Here is a 16,922-nt window from a genome sequence, read left to right as displayed (position 1 = left end):
GATTATTTACCTGAAGTCTCACCCGTAGGTTAAAATCAGGACAAGAATTTTTGAAAGAAATTGCTATGTCGCATGATCAAAACGGGACATTCAGAGAACTCTATACAGAGATTTCCGATCAGAGATAATGGAAGTTTTCAGCAATAAATCAAAACCTAAACGAATCCACCAAACAACTCACAAACTCTTCATAAGAAGCCGCTTTTAACAATGCCTCGATCGTCTCTTGATTATCCAATGATTCAACAATCAAATTAAATATTTTCCGAAATTCTTTTCGTTCAGACTTGTTCATGGCCATCATCACGACGATTTGTACATATTCTTCGTCCCAAAGCAGCGGCTCTTCATTGATCACAAAGTAGAGGGACGTTTTTAATGCATTCATTTCCATCGAATGAGGCATGGCCAGACCGTTTCCAAAGCTTGTGGAGGACATTTTTTCACGCCTAAGGATTTCTTCTTCAAAATTTGGCTTTACTCGGTTTAACTCAGTTAAGTGTGCGGACATGCGATGAATCAGCTGATATTTCGTTTCTGAACGTTGATTTTTTTCAAATAACTCTTTAGAAAAATATTGTTCGATTATTTTTTTCATTTTTAGCTGTTGCATACTTAAATTTATTTTTTTGACTGCTTGTGTGAGGATCTCTTTATCCTTTTCATTGAAAAAAGGTGTGATTTTTACATATTCTACATTGGTTGGTAGTATGATCGTAGAAATAATCAGCTCTTGATTTAGGTTAGAAATCGGCGCATCAACCTCTGTAATGATTTTTTTTATGTCTAATTGATAATCAAACGCGGCTAAAATTTTCTCAGAAAGATCGACATGCATATCGTAATAACTAGGACAAATCAACGTAGCGAACAACTTACTTTGGTTTATTTTAGCATGTTCAAAATAAGCACCTAGATGAAAAGCTAAGTAAGTGATTTCATCTTCCGCAATTTCTGATCCTAAGTATTCTTCCAATTCATTAGAGACAAAAACAGCTAAATCATAAACCAATGGATAATTCTCTTTGATCTCTTTGGTCATCGGATTTAAGGCAACTTGTTTTTCCCGATTACGGCTCAGCAGGTTTTGTAAATGTAGGGAAAATTTGATGAAGAAGTCTTCATCATCTAAAGAAAGTAAAAATTCTTCATTGATTTTCTGTAAAATCCGATTAGACAATTGAATACTTTCGTCTGCGATATACTCTTTCAAATCTTCTTTGATATCTGCGTAATTCAATAAGGTTGTTTTACTTTTTAAAAGAATCGTCATATAAGAAATTTCACTTTCTTTTAAGGGAATATCATAAGTATGCTGAATGTAGTTCGCAATATCAATGGCTGAGCGATGTTCTGCTGCTAGACGCGCATCGATTTCTGGAATAGCTGTCTCTACGATTTGATTGCTGTCGTAGATTCGTTCCATGGCAACTACTATGTGTAAGATAATGCTATTTAAAGTATAGCCGTTGATATATAAGTTGTTTTCTTTAAGAATTTGGGTGATCGTTAGTTTCAACTCATCCAAGTCATAGCCGTAAAAGGCAGCTTGAATCGTTGCTAGATGGAGAAAATCAGCACTTGTTTCGTGATAAAATTGTTCTCTGATCCACGCACGTTTCTTCTCTTCAGCTCCAGATAAATAAACACTATTTTCTTGACTGATGATTTTCAAGTGAAATTTACTCAATTCCTTATTTGCTTTACTGATCGTTCGATCTAAAGTAGAAAGGCTGATAAAAAGCTGTTCTGCTAAATCGTATTTATTGATAGGAGTGATTAAATAAATGAGCTTTTCAGTCAATATCTGTTCTCGACTGACTTCTTTTGAAGATAGGTCGACTGATTCATTTTGGTCGATAACATACCCTTTTGATGTCGCTTGAATCAGTTTTTGAGTCTGGCGTGCATTGATTTTTTTGATATAGTTTTTAATCGTTCTAGTTGAAACCGAAAAAGCATGGGCTAACTGACTAGAAGAAGTAAGACCGTTTACGCGAAGATATTTTATCAATTGTTCTTCAGATAATTTTTTCATCGCACTTTCCCCCACAATCTTTGTTTAAACATATGCTTCGATCATTCTTGGCTTCATTATATAGTCTTAGATCAAAACCCACAAATCACACTTTTTCACCGTAAGTGATTACTAGTGCAAAAGGTTGGATTGCTTACGTGACAGAAAATCGAGATAATTTGAGTGTAAAAGATCAAAGGAGGAAATGAATATGACCAAGAAAAATATTTTATTAGTTTGCGGTGGTGGAGCATCCAGCGGTTTTTTAGCTCAAAGTATGAAAAAAAGTGCTAAGACACAAGGGCTATCAGTAACGGTTGAAGCGGTTGGAGATTCTGAAATTGAAGATTATATCGATGAAAAAGATGTAGTGTTGTTCGGTCCACATTTACGTTATATGGAAGCTGAATTAAAAGAAACGATGAGTGAATTTGATTCGATTCCTTATGATTTTATTCCAGATGAGTATTACGGTGCGCTAAACGGGGAAGGGACATTGAATTTTGCTTTGTCATTAATGGCAGATTAGATTAAAAATTAGGTGGGAGAAAAATGAAAAAGATTATTGATTGGATGACAAATGTTTTTGCGCCAAAAGCCAATAAAATCACGAAAAATCCATGGATTGGCGCTATTCAAGAAGCAATGACAACGGTAATGCCAATGATTTTAGTCGGTTCACTAGTGACGATTTTTGCTATTTTTGAAGAATATATTCCAAATTTTCCAGATATTTCGCCAATTAGCAGTTTTAGTTTTGGTTTAGCATCAGTCTTCGTGGCTTTTTTTATTCCTTATCTGCTGTTGGAGAAAAAGAAGAAACATAAATTAAAAAAACAAGCTGGGATGATTGGAATCGCATTTTTCTTGATGTTGGTTTTTCCGACATTTAATGAAGAAGGTGATATCATCATCGAATTTGCTAAATTAGGTTCTGGCGGTATGTTTGCAGCAATTGTTGGGGGATTGTTTGTAGCATTTGTAATGGATAAGTTTTCGAAATTTAGTTTATTTAAGGAAGATACCATGATGCCGCCATTTTTAGTAGAAGGATTTGACAGTATTGCACCAACATTTTTGATTTTAGCGATTGGCTGGGTAGCGATTTTTATTTTTAATATTAATCTGTATGATGGCATTTACTGGATTCTATCTCCCTTAGTTAATGTGTCTCAAAGTTTCTGGGGATTTGTGTTGATTATGTTTATTCAAGCGTTCCTTTATTCATTTGGTATCAGTAGTTGGGTTTTAGAGCCGCTGTATGTGCCAATTGGGTTGCAGGCAGTGGGACAAAATGCGGCAGATCTAGCACGTGGTGTTGATCCATCGTTGATTTTGACTAATGAAACATTGCAAGGATGGGTTTGGATCGGGGGAGCAGGTTCTACGTTAATGCTTTCTATATTTATGTTATTCACGAAGTCAAAACGTTTGCGGGCTATTGGAAAGTCATCGATCGTTCCTTCATTGTGTAATATCAATGAGCCCTTGGTATATGGCGCACCAGTCGTCTTTAATCCAATGTTGATGGTGCCGATGTGGATTTCAGGCATTGTCGTACCAGCGATAACCTATCTTTCTTTCCAACTTGGCTGGGTTAGTATTCCGACAAAACCATTTGCTTTATGGTATTTACCAGTGGGTATCCAAACTTGGCTGATAAATGGTGATTTAAATGGGCTAATTTTATTAGGGGTATCGTTAGTTTTAACAGGATTTATCTACTATCCATTCTTGAAAGTATATGACAATCAAATTTATAAAGAAGAATTGCTAAAAGCGGAGGAAGCCTAAGATGACACAAGAAGAAATAAATGAAGTAGCAATGCAAATGATCTTGCATGCCGGCAATGGTCGTAATTTGATCAAAGAAGCACTAGAAAAAATGGATGAAGATTATTTTATCGAAGGAGAAGAGCTGTTAAAAGAAGCTAAAAAAGAATTAAACTTAGCACACAATGCTCAAACAAAAGTTGTTCAGTACAGCATGGAAAACACAGTTGAAATCAATTTATTGTTCACTCATGCGCAGGATACGTTGATGACGATTTTAAGTGAATATAATATTGCCAAACACTTATTTAAATTGTATTACAAAATCAGTAAAATCGGAGGGTGATCAAATGCCTTCTTTTCCAAATGAATTTTTATGGGGAGCAGCGACTGCGGCGTATCAAGTGGAAGGGGCTTATTTAGAAGACGGGAAAACATTGTCTGTTGTGGATGAAAGTATTGCTCCTGAATACGCAGATACAAGTATTGCTAGCGATCATTACCATCGGTTTGAAGAAGACATTCGCTTGATGAAAGAATTAGGCTTGACGGCCTATCGTTTTAGTATTGCTTGGACGCGAATTTTGCCTGATGGTAGAGGGAAAATCAATCAGGCGGGGGTTGATTTTTATACTCAGCTGATCGATGAATTGCTTAAAAATAAGATAGAACCCATTGTGACGATCTATCATTTTGATTTACCAGTCGTTTTACAAGAGGAGTATGGCGGTTTTAGTTCAAGGAAAATCATTCCTGATTTTATTGAGTATTGTCGCGTATTATTTGAACAGTTTGGTGATCGAGTAAAGTATTGGCTGACGATCAATGAACAAAGCAATATGTTTTTATTGCCGTACCTGATTACGTTTACTGAAGAGAATGAGCAATCGTTATTAAAGCAAAAGTATGAAATGAACCATATCATGACTTTAGCACAAGCTAGTGCAGTAAAATTATGCCATCAGCTTTTACCCGATGCAAAAATTGGTCCAGCGATCGGGATCTCACCCGTGTATCCCAAAACCTGTGATCCAAAAGATATCTTGGCTGCCGAAAAAGCAGAAGAGTTACGGAATACCTTCTTTTTAGAATTATATTGTAAGGGAAACTACTTACCTGCGATGCAAGCTTATATGAGAGAACATGACTGCCAGCCAACGATTGAAGCAGGTGATATGGAGCTGATAAAAGAAGGGCGCTGTGATTTTCTTGGACTTAATTATTACGATAGTAAAACGGTCGAACATGTAACAGCGCATGATCGTGGTAAAGAATTAGTGATCAATAAATCAGGTGAAGTTGGTTCAACTGAAAAAGAAGTTATCGAAGGAATTTATAAAGGTTGCAACAATCCTTATTTGGAAAGAAATGATTGGGATTGGGAAATCGATCCGGAAGGGTTGCGGATAACCTTGAATCGAATCTATCAGCGTTATGAAGTCCCTTTGATCATCACTGAAAATGGTTTGGGTGCAGTCGATACACTGACTGTGGACAAACAAATTCATGATGAGTACCGTATTGATTATTTGAAAAAACATCTTGAGCAAGTTCATTTAGCGATTGTACAAGACGGTGTAGAAGTATTTGGTTTTTGTCCGTGGTCGTTTATTGATTTAATTAGTACGACTAGTGGGTTTAGAAAGCGATATGGTTTTGTTTATGTAGATCGAACGGATACAGAAATCAAAGAGTTGATTCGATATAAGAAGGACAGTTTTTATTGGTATCAAGGAGTTATTAGGAGAAATAGACAAGGGTTTGAATTATAGAGCATACTATAGAGAAGGTTATATTTTTGAATATAACCTTCTTTAGTGTGTTCATAAATCAACTATTCTATACCAACCAAAAACTTCTAATGTCTAAGAATAAAAGCAGGTCAGGATTAGCTAGCTATGACAAAAGAATCAAAGAGTCTAAAGAAGCAATCAAAAAGATTATTTACCTATTATGAACAATGCAAGGGGGTTAAAAGTAGAGCAAGAATTTCTGATCAGAAATAGGCATAACATACTAAAAAAGTAAGTTTTTAGGATTCATTTATCAAAGATATAAGCTGTAGTATAAAATTGTATAAATAAAAAGAATATTAAGGAAGCTAGCTCTATTATCAACTAAATATGAGCTAGCTTCCTATTTTTATGAAGGCTTATTCTAATAATAATAGCTATCAACATGACTTTTAAAAGTACTGTATGGCATCTCCAATAGCATTAGCTTGTTCACATTAAGAAATTAAAGTTAGCTAGATAGGACAAAATCATTTATTTCCGAAGTTTTTTTACCACGTCAGTTCAAATTTTCAGGAAGTGAGGTATAACTCAAAAGGGTTTCTTCATGGTTATAAACAAGGAAAAATCATTAGAAATAAAAAAATATTATTTTTATTAAAATAACGATGTGTATTTTTTTTGTGAGTGGAAAATATGCTGTTTATTTCATAAAAAGGATATGTTTTATAATTTTTCTATTTATTATGATTATTTATTTAATAATTATTTAAGTAAGAAAGATTGTTTTTCGGAAAAAGGGCTATCGATTTTCGAATCAAATAGACGTAGAAAAAATAGGGGGACGAATGTAATCCTTAATGGCTATTTTTCCTATTAATTATAGAAAAATAATTTTTTTTAGTTGAGGGAAATAGAAAAACAAATTGATTTAACTGTGTTCATGGTTGTTATATCAGTTATTTATACTGTATATATATTTATTTTTTATTAAAAAACGATTTCGTTATATTATCATTGTCTATATGGAAATAAAAAACGATATATAGTTTGATATAAATCACAAATGGTGGTAATCTCTTCGTGAAATGAATTTTCCGAAAATTGACAATATTTATTTTTATAAAGGAGGGTAGTTATTTGGAATGAATCATTTCAATCATACCTAATGGAAGGTAGCGGAATAAAATCAGAAATAAAAAGGAGTAGTAATGATGAGAGAACAGACACAAAATCTTAAAAAGTTATTGAAAGGAGGTATGGCGGCAGTTCTTTTTAGTGGTGTATTAGCTTCTGGGAGTCCAGCTTTAGCTCACACTGTTGACAATATTCAAGAAGATCAATCGGTAAACGAAGTTGAGCAATTACAATCACCCCAAGATGTGATGGATGAAACCTCTCCTTTATTGTCGAATAGTTATGAGATGACGGTTGAAAACTATAACATTTCTACAGATGAAGTAGTCAAAGGGACGGTCAGTCCAGCGACGGCTCGAGTTAAATTAGAAGTGGACGGTGTTCTTGTCCGTACGTTTATTCCTGTGGATAATCAATTTGGTATCTATGCAAAAGATAAGGTCAAGTCTAAAGATCAATCAGTATTTATAGTTGCCTATGATAGCAAGGACAATGAACAAAATAGAATCAGGGTCAATTTAGTTGATAGTGCGCCGATTTTACATGGACTAGAGGATAAGAGTATTGAATTAGGAACGATATTCGATCCATTAGCTGGCGTTACAGCTACAGATGCTACAGGAAAACTAGATTTGACAGCGATGATTGTCGTGACTGGAACGGTTGATGTCGCGAATGCGGGTGAGTATAAATTAACTTACTCAGTTGTTCAAGGTAGTAATACAACGAGTCAAACAATCACAGTCAAAGTAACGGTCAAAGAAACACTAGTGGCTCCTCAAGTAGATCCATTTTCAATTGATAAAGTGACTGTCACAGGTACAGTGCCAGGAAGTGCAACACAAGTAGGAATCTATGTAAATGGTGAATTAAAACGCACCGCAGCGGTTACAGCTGATCGTAGGTTTGAAATTTATGTAGCTGATTTAGGTGTGGGAACACCAGGCCAAATCACCGAAGTGGCATTGATTGGAGAGGATGGCACCGTTGGAGCTAAGACTCCAGTAACAGTCGTGCAACCTGAAAAAGTTGAAGTATCTGCGAATGAATATAATATCACCACAGATAGTTATATCAAAGGGACAACTAGCTCTGTTGATTATAATATTAGATTAGAAGTGGACGGTAAAATCGTTCGTAACTACTCGCCTAAAACCGCGGATTATATTATCTATGCTAGAGATCATGTAACATCAGTCAAACAACAAGTTTATATCGTTGTATGCGATTCAGCTCATGTAGAAAAAGCTAGAACAAAAGTTAATTTAAAAGAAAATGCACCAATTCTAACCGGTGTAGCAGACAAAACGATTGAAATCGATAGTTCATTTGATCCTCTAGCAGGCGTAACTGCAACTAACTATGACGGAAAAATTAATTTAACCGATCAAATCAAAGTATCCGGAGAAGTTGATGCAACAACCACGGGTGATTATCCAGTGACCTATACCGTTGTTTATGATGGAATTACTGTTTCTAAGACGATCATAATTAAAGTGGTTGAAACAATTCCAGCGCCTACAATCGATACGTATTATACACATCATGTTTTTGCCACTGGTAAAGTAGGTGGATCAGCGAAAACAGTAGGCGTTTATGTAAATGGTAAATTGAAACGTATCACTGCAGTACAAGAAGATGGGACATTTAAAATTTATACTGGAGATTTGGCGTTAACCGCTGAAGGAAAAACATTTGCAATTTCTGCTTTTGGAAAAACGGGTACTGAAGGTCCAAAATCAAAAAGTACAGTAGCAGCAAAACTTTATGAAGTGACTGCTCAAGAATTTGACTTATCAAAAGATGTTTACGTAAAAGGAACTGTGAATGAACATGTTGCTAAGGTAAGTTTAGAAGTAGACGGTAAAATTGTCAGAAGTGCCAGAGCTCCAGGAACAGATTATATTATTTATGCCAATGACGTTTTACATTTAGCTGGCCAAAAAGCATATGTGGTCGCACATGATTCAAGAGGGATTGAGAGAAGCCGAGTACAAGTGAACTTTTCGGGGAATACGCACGAATCGCCGACTAGACTTCTTTTGAATAACTTGTTTTAAAGTCAGATATCCACAGTGGATATTGAGCAACGTTATTCGGTAAAAAAAACTCTTTACAACTGTTGATACGGATGATGAGTTTAGCAAATTACTAGTTACAGCACCAAAACGAGGTTGGGACAGAAGCGGTTGACTCTAAGGCCAAGGTAGGTATTGTGCAACATTCCTTTATTCTATTCATTGTGTGTTACAACAATCCCAGCTTATTTGCGAAGACATTGCTTTTGCTCCAGCCGTTTATTCGGATTTCTTGAGGCTGGGATATGACTCGTGGAGTTATGTCCCAACTTTGTGTAATTAGTAAAAAAATAAGGGCTTTTCGTATAAAAAGGAGAGTGTCATGGACAAGCAGTTAAATCAGCATAAAATTTTTATGTTTAGTTCAGTTCATTTTTGGCAGGATACACGAATTTTTTTTAAAGAAGCTAAAAGTTTATCAAATAATGGGTGGGACGTTTCCTTTTTTGCTGTAGGACAAACCGAAGGGTATGAACAAATAGAAGATCACAATCTCACTATCTGTTTACTGCCGAGAAATAAAAGTAAATTTAGATTCCACCAGTGGTTTTTTTTATATAAAAAAGCCTTGGAAAGTGATGCTAAATATTATCATTTTCATGATCCAGAATTATTGCTTGTTTCTTGGCTCATTAAAAAAAAGAAGCCTGATGTGATTACTATCTATGACATGCACGAAAATTTTCCGAAACAGATACGCACAAAATCATGGATACCAAAATTACTACGGCTCCCGTTATCGATTTTTATCAAATCTACAGAAAAAATTTTTTTAAATAGTTGTGATCAAATTATTTTTGCTGAGACCTCTTATAAAGAAGACTATCAAGGGTTAGCAGTAAATACGATCGATATTTTAAATTATCCTTTACATGTAGAAGATGATTCCTCAGAAAAAACAACTATGATGCCTACGCTGATTTATGTAGGGGATATCACAGAAGATCGAAATATTTTCGGGATGATTGAAGTTATTCATCGAGTGGTAAATAAGTTTGGCTGTATGTGTTGTTTGAAATTGATTGGGCCGATTGAAGAAAAATTAAAACGTAAAGTCGATCAACTGATCAACAACTATCAGCTAAGTCATTTGGTCCATTGGTATGGAAGAATTCCTTATGACGAGATTTGGCCCCATTACTATCAAGCAGATATTGGTTTATGTCTATTGCACCCAATTCCAAACTATCAAAATTCGTTAGCAACCAAGTTATTTGAATATATGGCTGCTCGATTGCCGATTGTGGCATCAAACTTTCCTGATTGGGAAGAATTAGTACATGAGTCAAATTGTGGTATTACAATAGATCCTTTAGATCATAATCAAACGGCAGTCGAAATTGTTCGGTTGTTGAACAATCCAGAATTACTGAAAAGGCATGGGAATTCGGGTAGAAAAGCGTTTGAAAAACAGTTTAATTGGTCTAGTGAGGAAAAAAAATTATTGTCTATTTATGACCAAAGGAAGTACCTTGATGGGAAATGTTAGAGTCACTCATTACTTAGAATTTTTAAAGAAATACGTTTATCTATTACTTTTGTTTCCAGTTTTGGTTTTGATGCTGGTTTATTTGCTTAATCAGTTTTTTATACCGGCTAAATTTTCGACGAATTCTCAGATACTTGTGAAATTCGATCAACAAGCTAGTCCGAATCTAGAAATGTTAAAAGCAAGTATTCAGTTAATTCCTACATTCTCATCGGTAATTCAAAGCAAAGAAATTGAAGATGAAGTAGAACAGAGATTAAACAGACCGATTCATGAAAAACTAGCTGTTCAAACTACGGAAGGTTCATTGCTTGTGACGATTGCTCTAACGGGTGAGGATCAAACAGAAGTTGTTCGTGTGGCGGATACTTACACTGAAGTGATAGCGCAAAGATTTCCAAAGCTATTTGAAGGCAATGAAATTTTAGTGTTGCAAAAAGCAGCGCCAGCTGTGAAAGCTTCGAAGCTATTTCACTACATATTAGCTCTTTGTATTGGGGAATTAGCCGCATTATCATTTGTTTGTTACTTATTATTATCGGATCCTATTATCTTCGATAAGCTGAGTATACAAGAGATGGGGGTGACCTTTTTAGGAGAGGTTCCTCCGACCAAATTGGCTAATAAAATCAGTACAAGAAAAGAAGAACGTTTATTAGGGCCGCTACATCGGAAAAAGCAAGTTCATAAAAATGTGAAGATTTTGGATGAAAAAAAGGGAATAGTGCCGATCATTTTACAGAATTGTTCTGTATTTTCAGGGAACCCGCAAGTCTATATTATTACATCACCGAATGAAAGAGACGGAAAAAGTGTTGTTTCGTTTTATCTCGCTAAAAAATTCAGTGAAGCTGGTTATAACACATTATTAATAGACTTCAATATAAATAATCCTGAATTATCTGAACAACTGACATGCTTGAAAAAAGAAGGTGTAACGGACTACTTAAAATCAAAGAAAAAGGTTAAAGATTTGTTTGGATATATTCATTCGACTACAGTGGAAAACTTATCTTTTCTATCGATTGGAAGCGCATCAAAATATCAGAATAGGCCTTATCGAATGAATCGAACGAGAAAAATGTTTGCTCTACTGAAAGAAAATTTTGACGTGGTAATCGTTGATACTCCAACCGTATCTACTAGTAATGTTGCTAGGGTCTTAGGACGTCAAGGTGATAGAGTTATTATGGTGGTAAAAAGCAAGCAAACGAGAAAAAAAGAGTTAACGAAGGCAGTCAAATTGCTAGGAAAAGTTGAGAAGGACGCTTTAGGTGTACTTTTAAACGAAAACTAGAATGAGAAAAAGAATAGTTATTTTAAATAACGGAAAGATGAATCATTGTGAGACGAAAAAATAGTATGGTTTTCCTTTTGTTCCTCTTTATTGCTGTAGGGCTATCTTTTCTGCATCTCTATGGAATCCTCTTCGTATTACTTGTTGGAGGTGGGGTGTTAGTCTTTCAGAAAACAACTTTAAATAAAATAGAATTGATTTGGCTAATTACGTTAGGTTCTGCTTTTTTAGGATCTTACTTAGGTATACCAGGACGGGAGAGTATCTTTTTATTTAGAATTTTATTAGTTGTTTTTCTTTGTCTGTGTCCTTCTTATTTTTTGAAGGAATATAAGGGGAGGCAGTCTGATAAAATTGTGTTGTCATTGTTGATGGTTTGGTTGATTGGTTGCGTGTGCACATTATTTTGGTCCAAACATCTAGTGTTTGCATTGAGGCATTTTTATTACACTCTTGAGGCTAGTAGTTTGGTTTTTTTGACTTCTTATTTTTTAAAATCTAAAAGGATCTTTCAACAAGTTTGTCAAATTATAACGGGGATTTATGTTCTGTCTATCGGCCTTGGTTTTTTTGAAGTTTTTTTTGGGATTCACCTTAAGTTTTCAGGAGCTTTAGTTTATGAAACAATGACTAGTCAGTTTCAACCAACAGGTTTTTTATTTAATACAAATGACTACGCTATTTATTTAGCGCTATTTTTACCATTTGTTTTTAATTATTTGTACACTATATTAAATCGTAATTGGAGCAAACTAGCGGCAATCTTTTTATGGTTAAGCAGTATTTACTTGATTATTTCTTCTTATTCTCGTTTAGGAATAATTTCAATTGTACTAGTTAGTATCGCCATTTTTGGTTACTACTTTTATAGATATACCTTTATGCTTTTGTTAGGAGTCGTCACAGGTTTCCTGATAGGAGATCGGTTTTTCGAGAAATTGACTAGAAAAATTTTTTTAAGCTTTACGACAAAAGGAAGGTCTTCTGAGGATCGTTTAGATTTATATCGTATTTCGGTAGAAATTGCGCGTGAAAATCATTTTTTAGGTGCTGGTTTAGGTTCAGTTCCAGTAGAAATTGCTGAAATACGAAAAGGATATGAGACATTCCCCGTGGTCATCGCTGCACCGCACAACTTTTTTTTGGAACTTATAGGAGAAATGGGCATTTTTTCACTATCTTTTTTTCTATTACTTTTAGTTGCACTGTTTCAGGCTGGCCAATTTGTGTTGAGAGGAAAACTGTTTTTTTATTGTATTCCTTTGTTGATGTTACTAGTGTTTTTATTTGGTGGAGTGGCGCTAAGTACAATTATAGAGCAACGTTTCTTGTGGATCGGATTAGGCATCATATTGGCCATACCTAATATTGAATGGATGGATAGCAATGGACATCGTTAGATATGTAGTAGGAGTTGTGTGTATTGTTTTGTTTAGTTTGGTGATTTATTTCTTTTTATATAAGTCAAAAGGAATTGAACGGATAAGGGTTTTGGAAACCGTTAAAAGTAGTTTCAGTAAAAAAATTCAGCAACCCAAACTAATCATTATGGGAGGCAGTGATGTGTTATACAGCTTTCGTACAGATTACTTGGCAGAACAATTAAATATGCCTGTTGTCAACTTTGGAACCAATGTTGGATTAGGTCTGGGTCATCTGATTGATTTTACAAAAGAACATGCCAAAGCTGGTGATACAATTGTCGCCTGTGTTGCGTATTCTTTGTATAGTAACCCAGCGTACCATATTTTTGCTTTTGAGTATTACCGAATGTTTGCTAGAAGAAAGCTGAGATATTTCAGCTTAAATCGATTGATTCTCTACTTTTTCGGGAATCTGAAATTAAATATAACGTATGTTCAAAAAAAATTCGATCTTGATCCAAGTGGTTGCTATCTGAATGTGATTGGAACGGATTTTCCAGCTGAGAAAAACAAACCGTTATCCTTTCCAAAAGAGTTTGTAAAGACTGAAGCCCTTCAAAAATTGGAGGACTTTAGAGATTACTGTAAAGAAAAAAACATAGATTTTTGGCTCACATTTCCATCTACTTTGAAATGTGAGAATTATTCCAGTGAACCTTATTTGAAGAAATTGGAAAAATACTTACGGGAAAATTATCAAGTGATCGGTGCACCAAGTGATTATTATGTTGAAAAAGAGGAGATTTATAATTCTATTTATCATATAAATGAAAAAGGCCAACTTTCACGGACAGAAAAAGCAATTCAGGAATTTAACCAAATTTTGAATGGAGGTCAATGATATGTACAATAACGATCGTGTAAGTGTAATTGTCCCTTGCTACAATCCGGATCAAAATTTAAAAATTTCGATTGATAGCATTTTACAACAACAATATCATGATATAGATATTTGGGTTATTGATGATGCTTCGACGAAGGCCGATTGTGATTTCCTTGAACAATATATTTCTGAGAAAAAAATCAACTATATTAAGCTAACTAAAAATGGCGGTCCAGCTAAAGCGCGAAATATTGGACTGAAAAAAAGTTCAGGAAGATACGCCGCATTTTTAGATGCCGATGATTTATGGTTACCAAACAAGTTAACTGTCCAAATTAATCAAATGAAACAAAAAAAGATCGCCCTTTCATATAGTGGCTATGCGGTGATTGATGAACAAGATAGTAAAATAAAAAATATCGTCAAAGTACCAGAAAAGTTAACGTATCATCAACTACTTAAAAATACGATCATGGGGTGCTTAACGGTTATTGTAGACAGGAAAAAAGTAGGGGACTTTTACATGCCTGAAATTTTGGGTGGTGAAGATACGGCTACCTGGTTAAATATTATGCGAAAGGGATATGTAGCTATTGGAATTCCCCAAGTATTAGCGAAGTATCGCTTAACGCCAAATTCCTTTTCAAGAAACAAAGTAAAGATGGTTGTGAGAACGTGGAACATGTATAGAAAAACACAGAATTTATCTGTATTAGGCACTGCTTATTATTTTACTTTTTACTTGAAAAATGCTGTTTTAAAGCGAATGCCAGAAAGTAAAGAACTCTTGGAAGTGGAGATGTTCCAATGAAGATGGGAATAAAAAGACTGATGGATATAGTACTAAGTATTATTTTTTTAGTCATGGGGATGCCTATCATGATCATCATTAGTTTATTGATTAGGATTGAAGATCATGGTCCCATTTTATTTCTACAAAAAAGAGTAGGTTTAAACAATCAGCCATTTATCATTTACAAATTTAGATCGATGAAAAAGAATACGCCAGTTAAAAAATATGAGTTCAATGATACTGGCGTTCCAGATGATTTTATTTTTAAGAAATCTTGTGAAAAAGATGTGTATGTCACTAGAGTTGGGAATATTATTAGAAAAACAAGCTTAGATGAATTGCCTCAACTGTTCAATATATTGATCGGTAATATGAGTTTTATCGGACCACGCCCGGAAATTCCAGAAATTGCTGACTATTATAATGATTATCAGAAAAAGCGTTTATTAATGAAACCTGGACTAAGCGGATTAGCACAGGTCAGTGGTCGTAGTGATATCACAAATGGCAGAAAAATTGAATTGGATATCTATTATATTGAACATTACTCTTTTTTATTGGACATAAAAATCTTTTTTCAGACGATAGCAAAAGTAATTAGATTTGAAGGGGCTATGTAATCAGCCAAACGTGTGTAGAGATGAGTAGTGATCTTATTTGTAAGAAGGTGAAATTTTTTGAGAAAAAAAATAGTACTTGTTTTGGAAAGTTTGGATATGGGAGGAGTATCAAGAGTTGCTTGCGTTTTAAGTGATTACCTACAGCACACACATGATATAACGATCTACTCTACATTGAGTAATTACAGTTATTATCAGACACGAGCGTCCATGTATTTTGCCCGTAAAAAAAAGCGATTCATTACATTAGTCAGAAAATCAACAGCAAAAACAAAGTTTTTATTCTTTAAAAAAGAAACGGATCCGATCTTCGTAGGAAAAGAAGAAGTAGCTGAATTGCTTGAGTATATAGAAAAAGAACAAACTGAGGTTGTGATTTTGACTTCACGTTCCATTTCCTATGCCAGAATTATTAGAGAAAAATTCCCTCATGTTAAGCTGATTGGCTGGGTCCATAATAATGCTTCTGTCTATCTAGAGCAGTATTATCTTGGAATCCGTACCTATTTTATAGAAAGTTTGTCTGCTTTAGATAGGCTAGTTGTCTTAACTCAATCTGATAAACAAACCTTTTCATTCTACATGGATCATGTTATCTGTATATATAATCCTCTAACGTTGGAGAATGAAAAGGGGGTTTCTCATTTAAAAAATAAAACGATTAGCTTTGTTGGTCGTCTAGATTTTCAGCATAAAGGCATTGATTATTTAGTTCAAGCTGCTCGTGCTTTGCCAGAAGGTTGGCGAATTAAGATAGCAGGGACAGGGGCAAAGGGAGAAGTAAAAAAATTTTATCAGCTTCAAAAAAAATACCAACTCGCCGAAAAATTAATCATGGAAGGACAGAAAAATGATGATGAGCTGAAACGGCATTATCTAAATAGTTCGATGTACTTAATGACTTCTCGTTGGGAAGGGATGCCATTAGTATTGGCTGAGGCGATGAGTTTTGGGTTGCCTATCCTTGCGTTTGACCAAACGGGTGCAAACGAAGTACTTGATAATGGCAAATACGGTATTTTGGTAGAAAATGGTAATGTTCCTGAACTAGTAGAACAAATGCTGGGACTGATAGAAGATATAGAAAAAAGACTAGAATATCAAAAGCGATCATTAGAACGATTAGAAAAATTTAAAATCGAGTGTATTGTTCAGCAATGGCTAACGATTTGTGAATAAAAAGAAGGAGGAAGTGCAATCAATCAACTAAAGTGGCTGTTAAAAGTATTAAAAATGATTTATATCAGGATTTACATGAAGCTTCGCTGCTTATTTGGTGAATCAATTACAGTTGGCAAACACTTTTATTATCGTAAATGCTTTTCGTTGATTACCATTAATGGTGGAAAAGTAGTGATAGGAGAGAGCGTCTTTTTTAATACAGGTTGCTCGGTCAATTGCTGTATCTCCATTGAAATTGGGAACAATGTCATGTTTGGTGAAAATGTTCATCTCTACGATCATGACCATAAATATGCATTAAGTAATAAAAATTTTGCCGAGCAAGGATATGTGATGAAACCAATCGTTATTGGCAACAACTGCTGGATTGCGACAAATGTAGTAATTCTTAAAGGTGTCAAAATCGGGAACAATGTAGTGATTGGCGCCAATTGTATTGTTAATACAGATATTCCTGATAACTCAGTCGTTGTAAATGAATCAACATTAACAATTAAACCAAACACCAAAAAATATTCTACTACCGCCTATTATGATGTTTAGACTGCGTAACCGC

Annotated in this window: 14 protein-coding genes; 13 read left to right on the top strand and 1 reads right to left on the bottom strand. The window is 34.7% G+C overall.

What is annotated here, in order from left to right:
- Positions 1-148: 148 nt before the first annotated feature.
- The gene (locus tag AC4BB7_RS16960) at positions 149-2,038 is read right to left on the bottom strand and encodes a BglG family transcription antiterminator (RefSeq protein WP_490483848.1); all 1,890 of its coding nucleotides are present in this window, start codon (positions 2,036-2,038) and stop codon (positions 149-151) included.
- A 190-nt stretch (positions 2,039-2,228) separates the two neighbouring features.
- Between AC4BB7_RS16960 and AC4BB7_RS16955 the strand changes: the two genes are divergently transcribed.
- The 13 genes from AC4BB7_RS16955 (at position 2,229) to AC4BB7_RS16895 (ending at position 16,909) form a co-directional block, all read left to right on the top strand.
- A complete protein-coding gene (locus tag AC4BB7_RS16955; RefSeq protein ID WP_207695286.1) occupies positions 2,229-2,546 on the top strand; it encodes a PTS sugar transporter subunit IIB in 318 nt (105 codons plus the stop codon).
- A gap of 23 nt (positions 2,547-2,569) precedes the next feature.
- Positions 2,570-3,811, top strand: coding sequence for a PTS sugar transporter subunit IIC (locus AC4BB7_RS16950; protein WP_490483847.1), 1,242 nt, complete (start codon positions 2,570-2,572; stop codon positions 3,809-3,811).
- 1 nt (position 3,812) lies between these two features.
- Positions 3,813-4,136 (top strand): PTS sugar transporter subunit IIA, encoded by a 324-nt coding sequence (locus AC4BB7_RS16945; RefSeq protein ID WP_490483846.1) that lies wholly within the window; start codon positions 3,813-3,815, stop codon positions 4,134-4,136.
- A 4-nt stretch (positions 4,137-4,140) separates the two neighbouring features.
- Positions 4,141-5,562, top strand: coding sequence for a glycoside hydrolase family 1 protein (locus AC4BB7_RS16940; RefSeq protein WP_490483845.1), 1,422 nt, complete (start codon positions 4,141-4,143; stop codon positions 5,560-5,562).
- Between the two features lie 1,175 nt (positions 5,563-6,737).
- Positions 6,738-8,720 carry an immunoglobulin-like domain-containing protein gene (locus tag AC4BB7_RS16935; protein WP_490483844.1) on the top strand — a complete coding sequence of 661 codons (1,983 nt, stop codon included), beginning with the start codon at positions 6,738-6,740 and terminating at the stop codon, positions 8,718-8,720.
- 340 nt (positions 8,721-9,060) lie between these two features.
- A complete protein-coding gene (locus tag AC4BB7_RS16930) occupies positions 9,061-10,227 on the top strand; it encodes a glycosyltransferase (protein ID WP_490483843.1) in 1,167 nt (388 codons plus the stop codon).
- Complete coding sequence (locus AC4BB7_RS16925) at positions 10,214-11,524, top strand: polysaccharide biosynthesis tyrosine autokinase (RefSeq protein WP_490483842.1); 1,311 nt, start codon at positions 10,214-10,216, stop codon at positions 11,522-11,524. The genes AC4BB7_RS16930 and AC4BB7_RS16925 overlap by 14 nt, the downstream gene beginning before the upstream one ends.
- Positions 11,525-11,679: 155 nt before the next feature.
- Positions 11,680-12,924, top strand: coding sequence for an O-antigen ligase family protein (locus AC4BB7_RS16920; protein ID WP_490483841.1), 1,245 nt, complete (start codon positions 11,680-11,682; stop codon positions 12,922-12,924).
- Positions 12,911-13,789 (top strand): hypothetical protein, encoded by an 879-nt coding sequence (locus AC4BB7_RS16915; protein WP_490483840.1) that lies wholly within the window; start codon positions 12,911-12,913, stop codon positions 13,787-13,789. The genes AC4BB7_RS16920 and AC4BB7_RS16915 overlap by 14 nt, the downstream gene beginning before the upstream one ends.
- A 1-nt stretch (position 13,790) precedes the next feature.
- Positions 13,791-14,582: a glycosyltransferase family 2 protein gene (locus tag AC4BB7_RS16910; RefSeq protein ID WP_490483839.1), complete on the top strand. Its 792-nt coding sequence runs from the start codon at positions 13,791-13,793 to the stop codon at positions 14,580-14,582.
- A complete protein-coding gene (locus AC4BB7_RS16905) occupies positions 14,579-15,184 on the top strand; it encodes a sugar transferase (RefSeq protein WP_490483838.1) in 606 nt (201 codons plus the stop codon). The genes AC4BB7_RS16910 and AC4BB7_RS16905 overlap by 4 nt, the downstream gene beginning before the upstream one ends.
- Before the next feature lie 57 nt (positions 15,185-15,241).
- Positions 15,242-16,363 carry a glycosyltransferase gene (locus AC4BB7_RS16900; RefSeq protein ID WP_490483837.1) on the top strand — a complete coding sequence of 374 codons (1,122 nt, stop codon included), beginning with the start codon at positions 15,242-15,244 and terminating at the stop codon, positions 16,361-16,363.
- A 54-nt stretch (positions 16,364-16,417) separates the two neighbouring features.
- Positions 16,418-16,909 carry an acyltransferase gene (locus AC4BB7_RS16895; RefSeq protein ID WP_490483836.1) on the top strand — a complete coding sequence of 164 codons (492 nt, stop codon included), beginning with the start codon at positions 16,418-16,420 and terminating at the stop codon, positions 16,907-16,909.
- Positions 16,910-16,922: the final 13 nt, after the last annotated feature.

Source organism: Enterococcus sp. AAFC-DPL-5182 (assembly GCF_058216605.1).
Note: the sequence above shows the minus strand (reverse complement) of the source record. Positions and strands in the feature narration are given on the sequence as shown.

Excerpts from the sequence above, each read along its gene's own strand:
- AC4BB7_RS16930 (WP_490483843.1), top strand. The coding sequence starts at position 9,061 with ATGGACAAGCAGTTAAATCAGCATAAAATTTTTATGTTTAGTTCAGTT.
- AC4BB7_RS16955 (WP_207695286.1), top strand. The coding sequence starts at position 2,229 with ATGACCAAGAAAAATATTTTATTAGTTTGCGGTGGTGGAGCATCCAGC.
- AC4BB7_RS16915 (WP_490483840.1), top strand. The coding sequence starts at position 12,911 with ATGGACATCGTTAGATATGTAGTAGGAGTTGTGTGTATTGTTTTGTTT.
- AC4BB7_RS16940 (WP_490483845.1), top strand. The coding sequence starts at position 4,141 with ATGCCTTCTTTTCCAAATGAATTTTTATGGGGAGCAGCGACTGCGGCG.
- AC4BB7_RS16925 (WP_490483842.1), top strand. The coding sequence starts at position 10,214 with ATGGGAAATGTTAGAGTCACTCATTACTTAGAATTTTTAAAGAAATAC.
- AC4BB7_RS16945 (WP_490483846.1), top strand. The coding sequence starts at position 3,813 with ATGACACAAGAAGAAATAAATGAAGTAGCAATGCAAATGATCTTGCAT.
- AC4BB7_RS16935 (WP_490483844.1), top strand. The coding sequence starts at position 6,738 with ATGAGAGAACAGACACAAAATCTTAAAAAGTTATTGAAAGGAGGTATG.
- AC4BB7_RS16895 (WP_490483836.1), top strand. The coding sequence starts at position 16,418 with ATGATTTATATCAGGATTTACATGAAGCTTCGCTGCTTATTTGGTGAA.
- AC4BB7_RS16960 (WP_490483848.1), bottom strand. The coding sequence starts at position 2,038 with ATGAAAAAATTATCTGAAGAACAATTGATAAAATATCTTCGCGTAAAC.
- AC4BB7_RS16910 (WP_490483839.1), top strand. The coding sequence starts at position 13,791 with ATGTACAATAACGATCGTGTAAGTGTAATTGTCCCTTGCTACAATCCG.
- AC4BB7_RS16950 (WP_490483847.1), top strand. The coding sequence starts at position 2,570 with ATGAAAAAGATTATTGATTGGATGACAAATGTTTTTGCGCCAAAAGCC.
- AC4BB7_RS16905 (WP_490483838.1), top strand. The coding sequence starts at position 14,579 with ATGAAGATGGGAATAAAAAGACTGATGGATATAGTACTAAGTATTATT.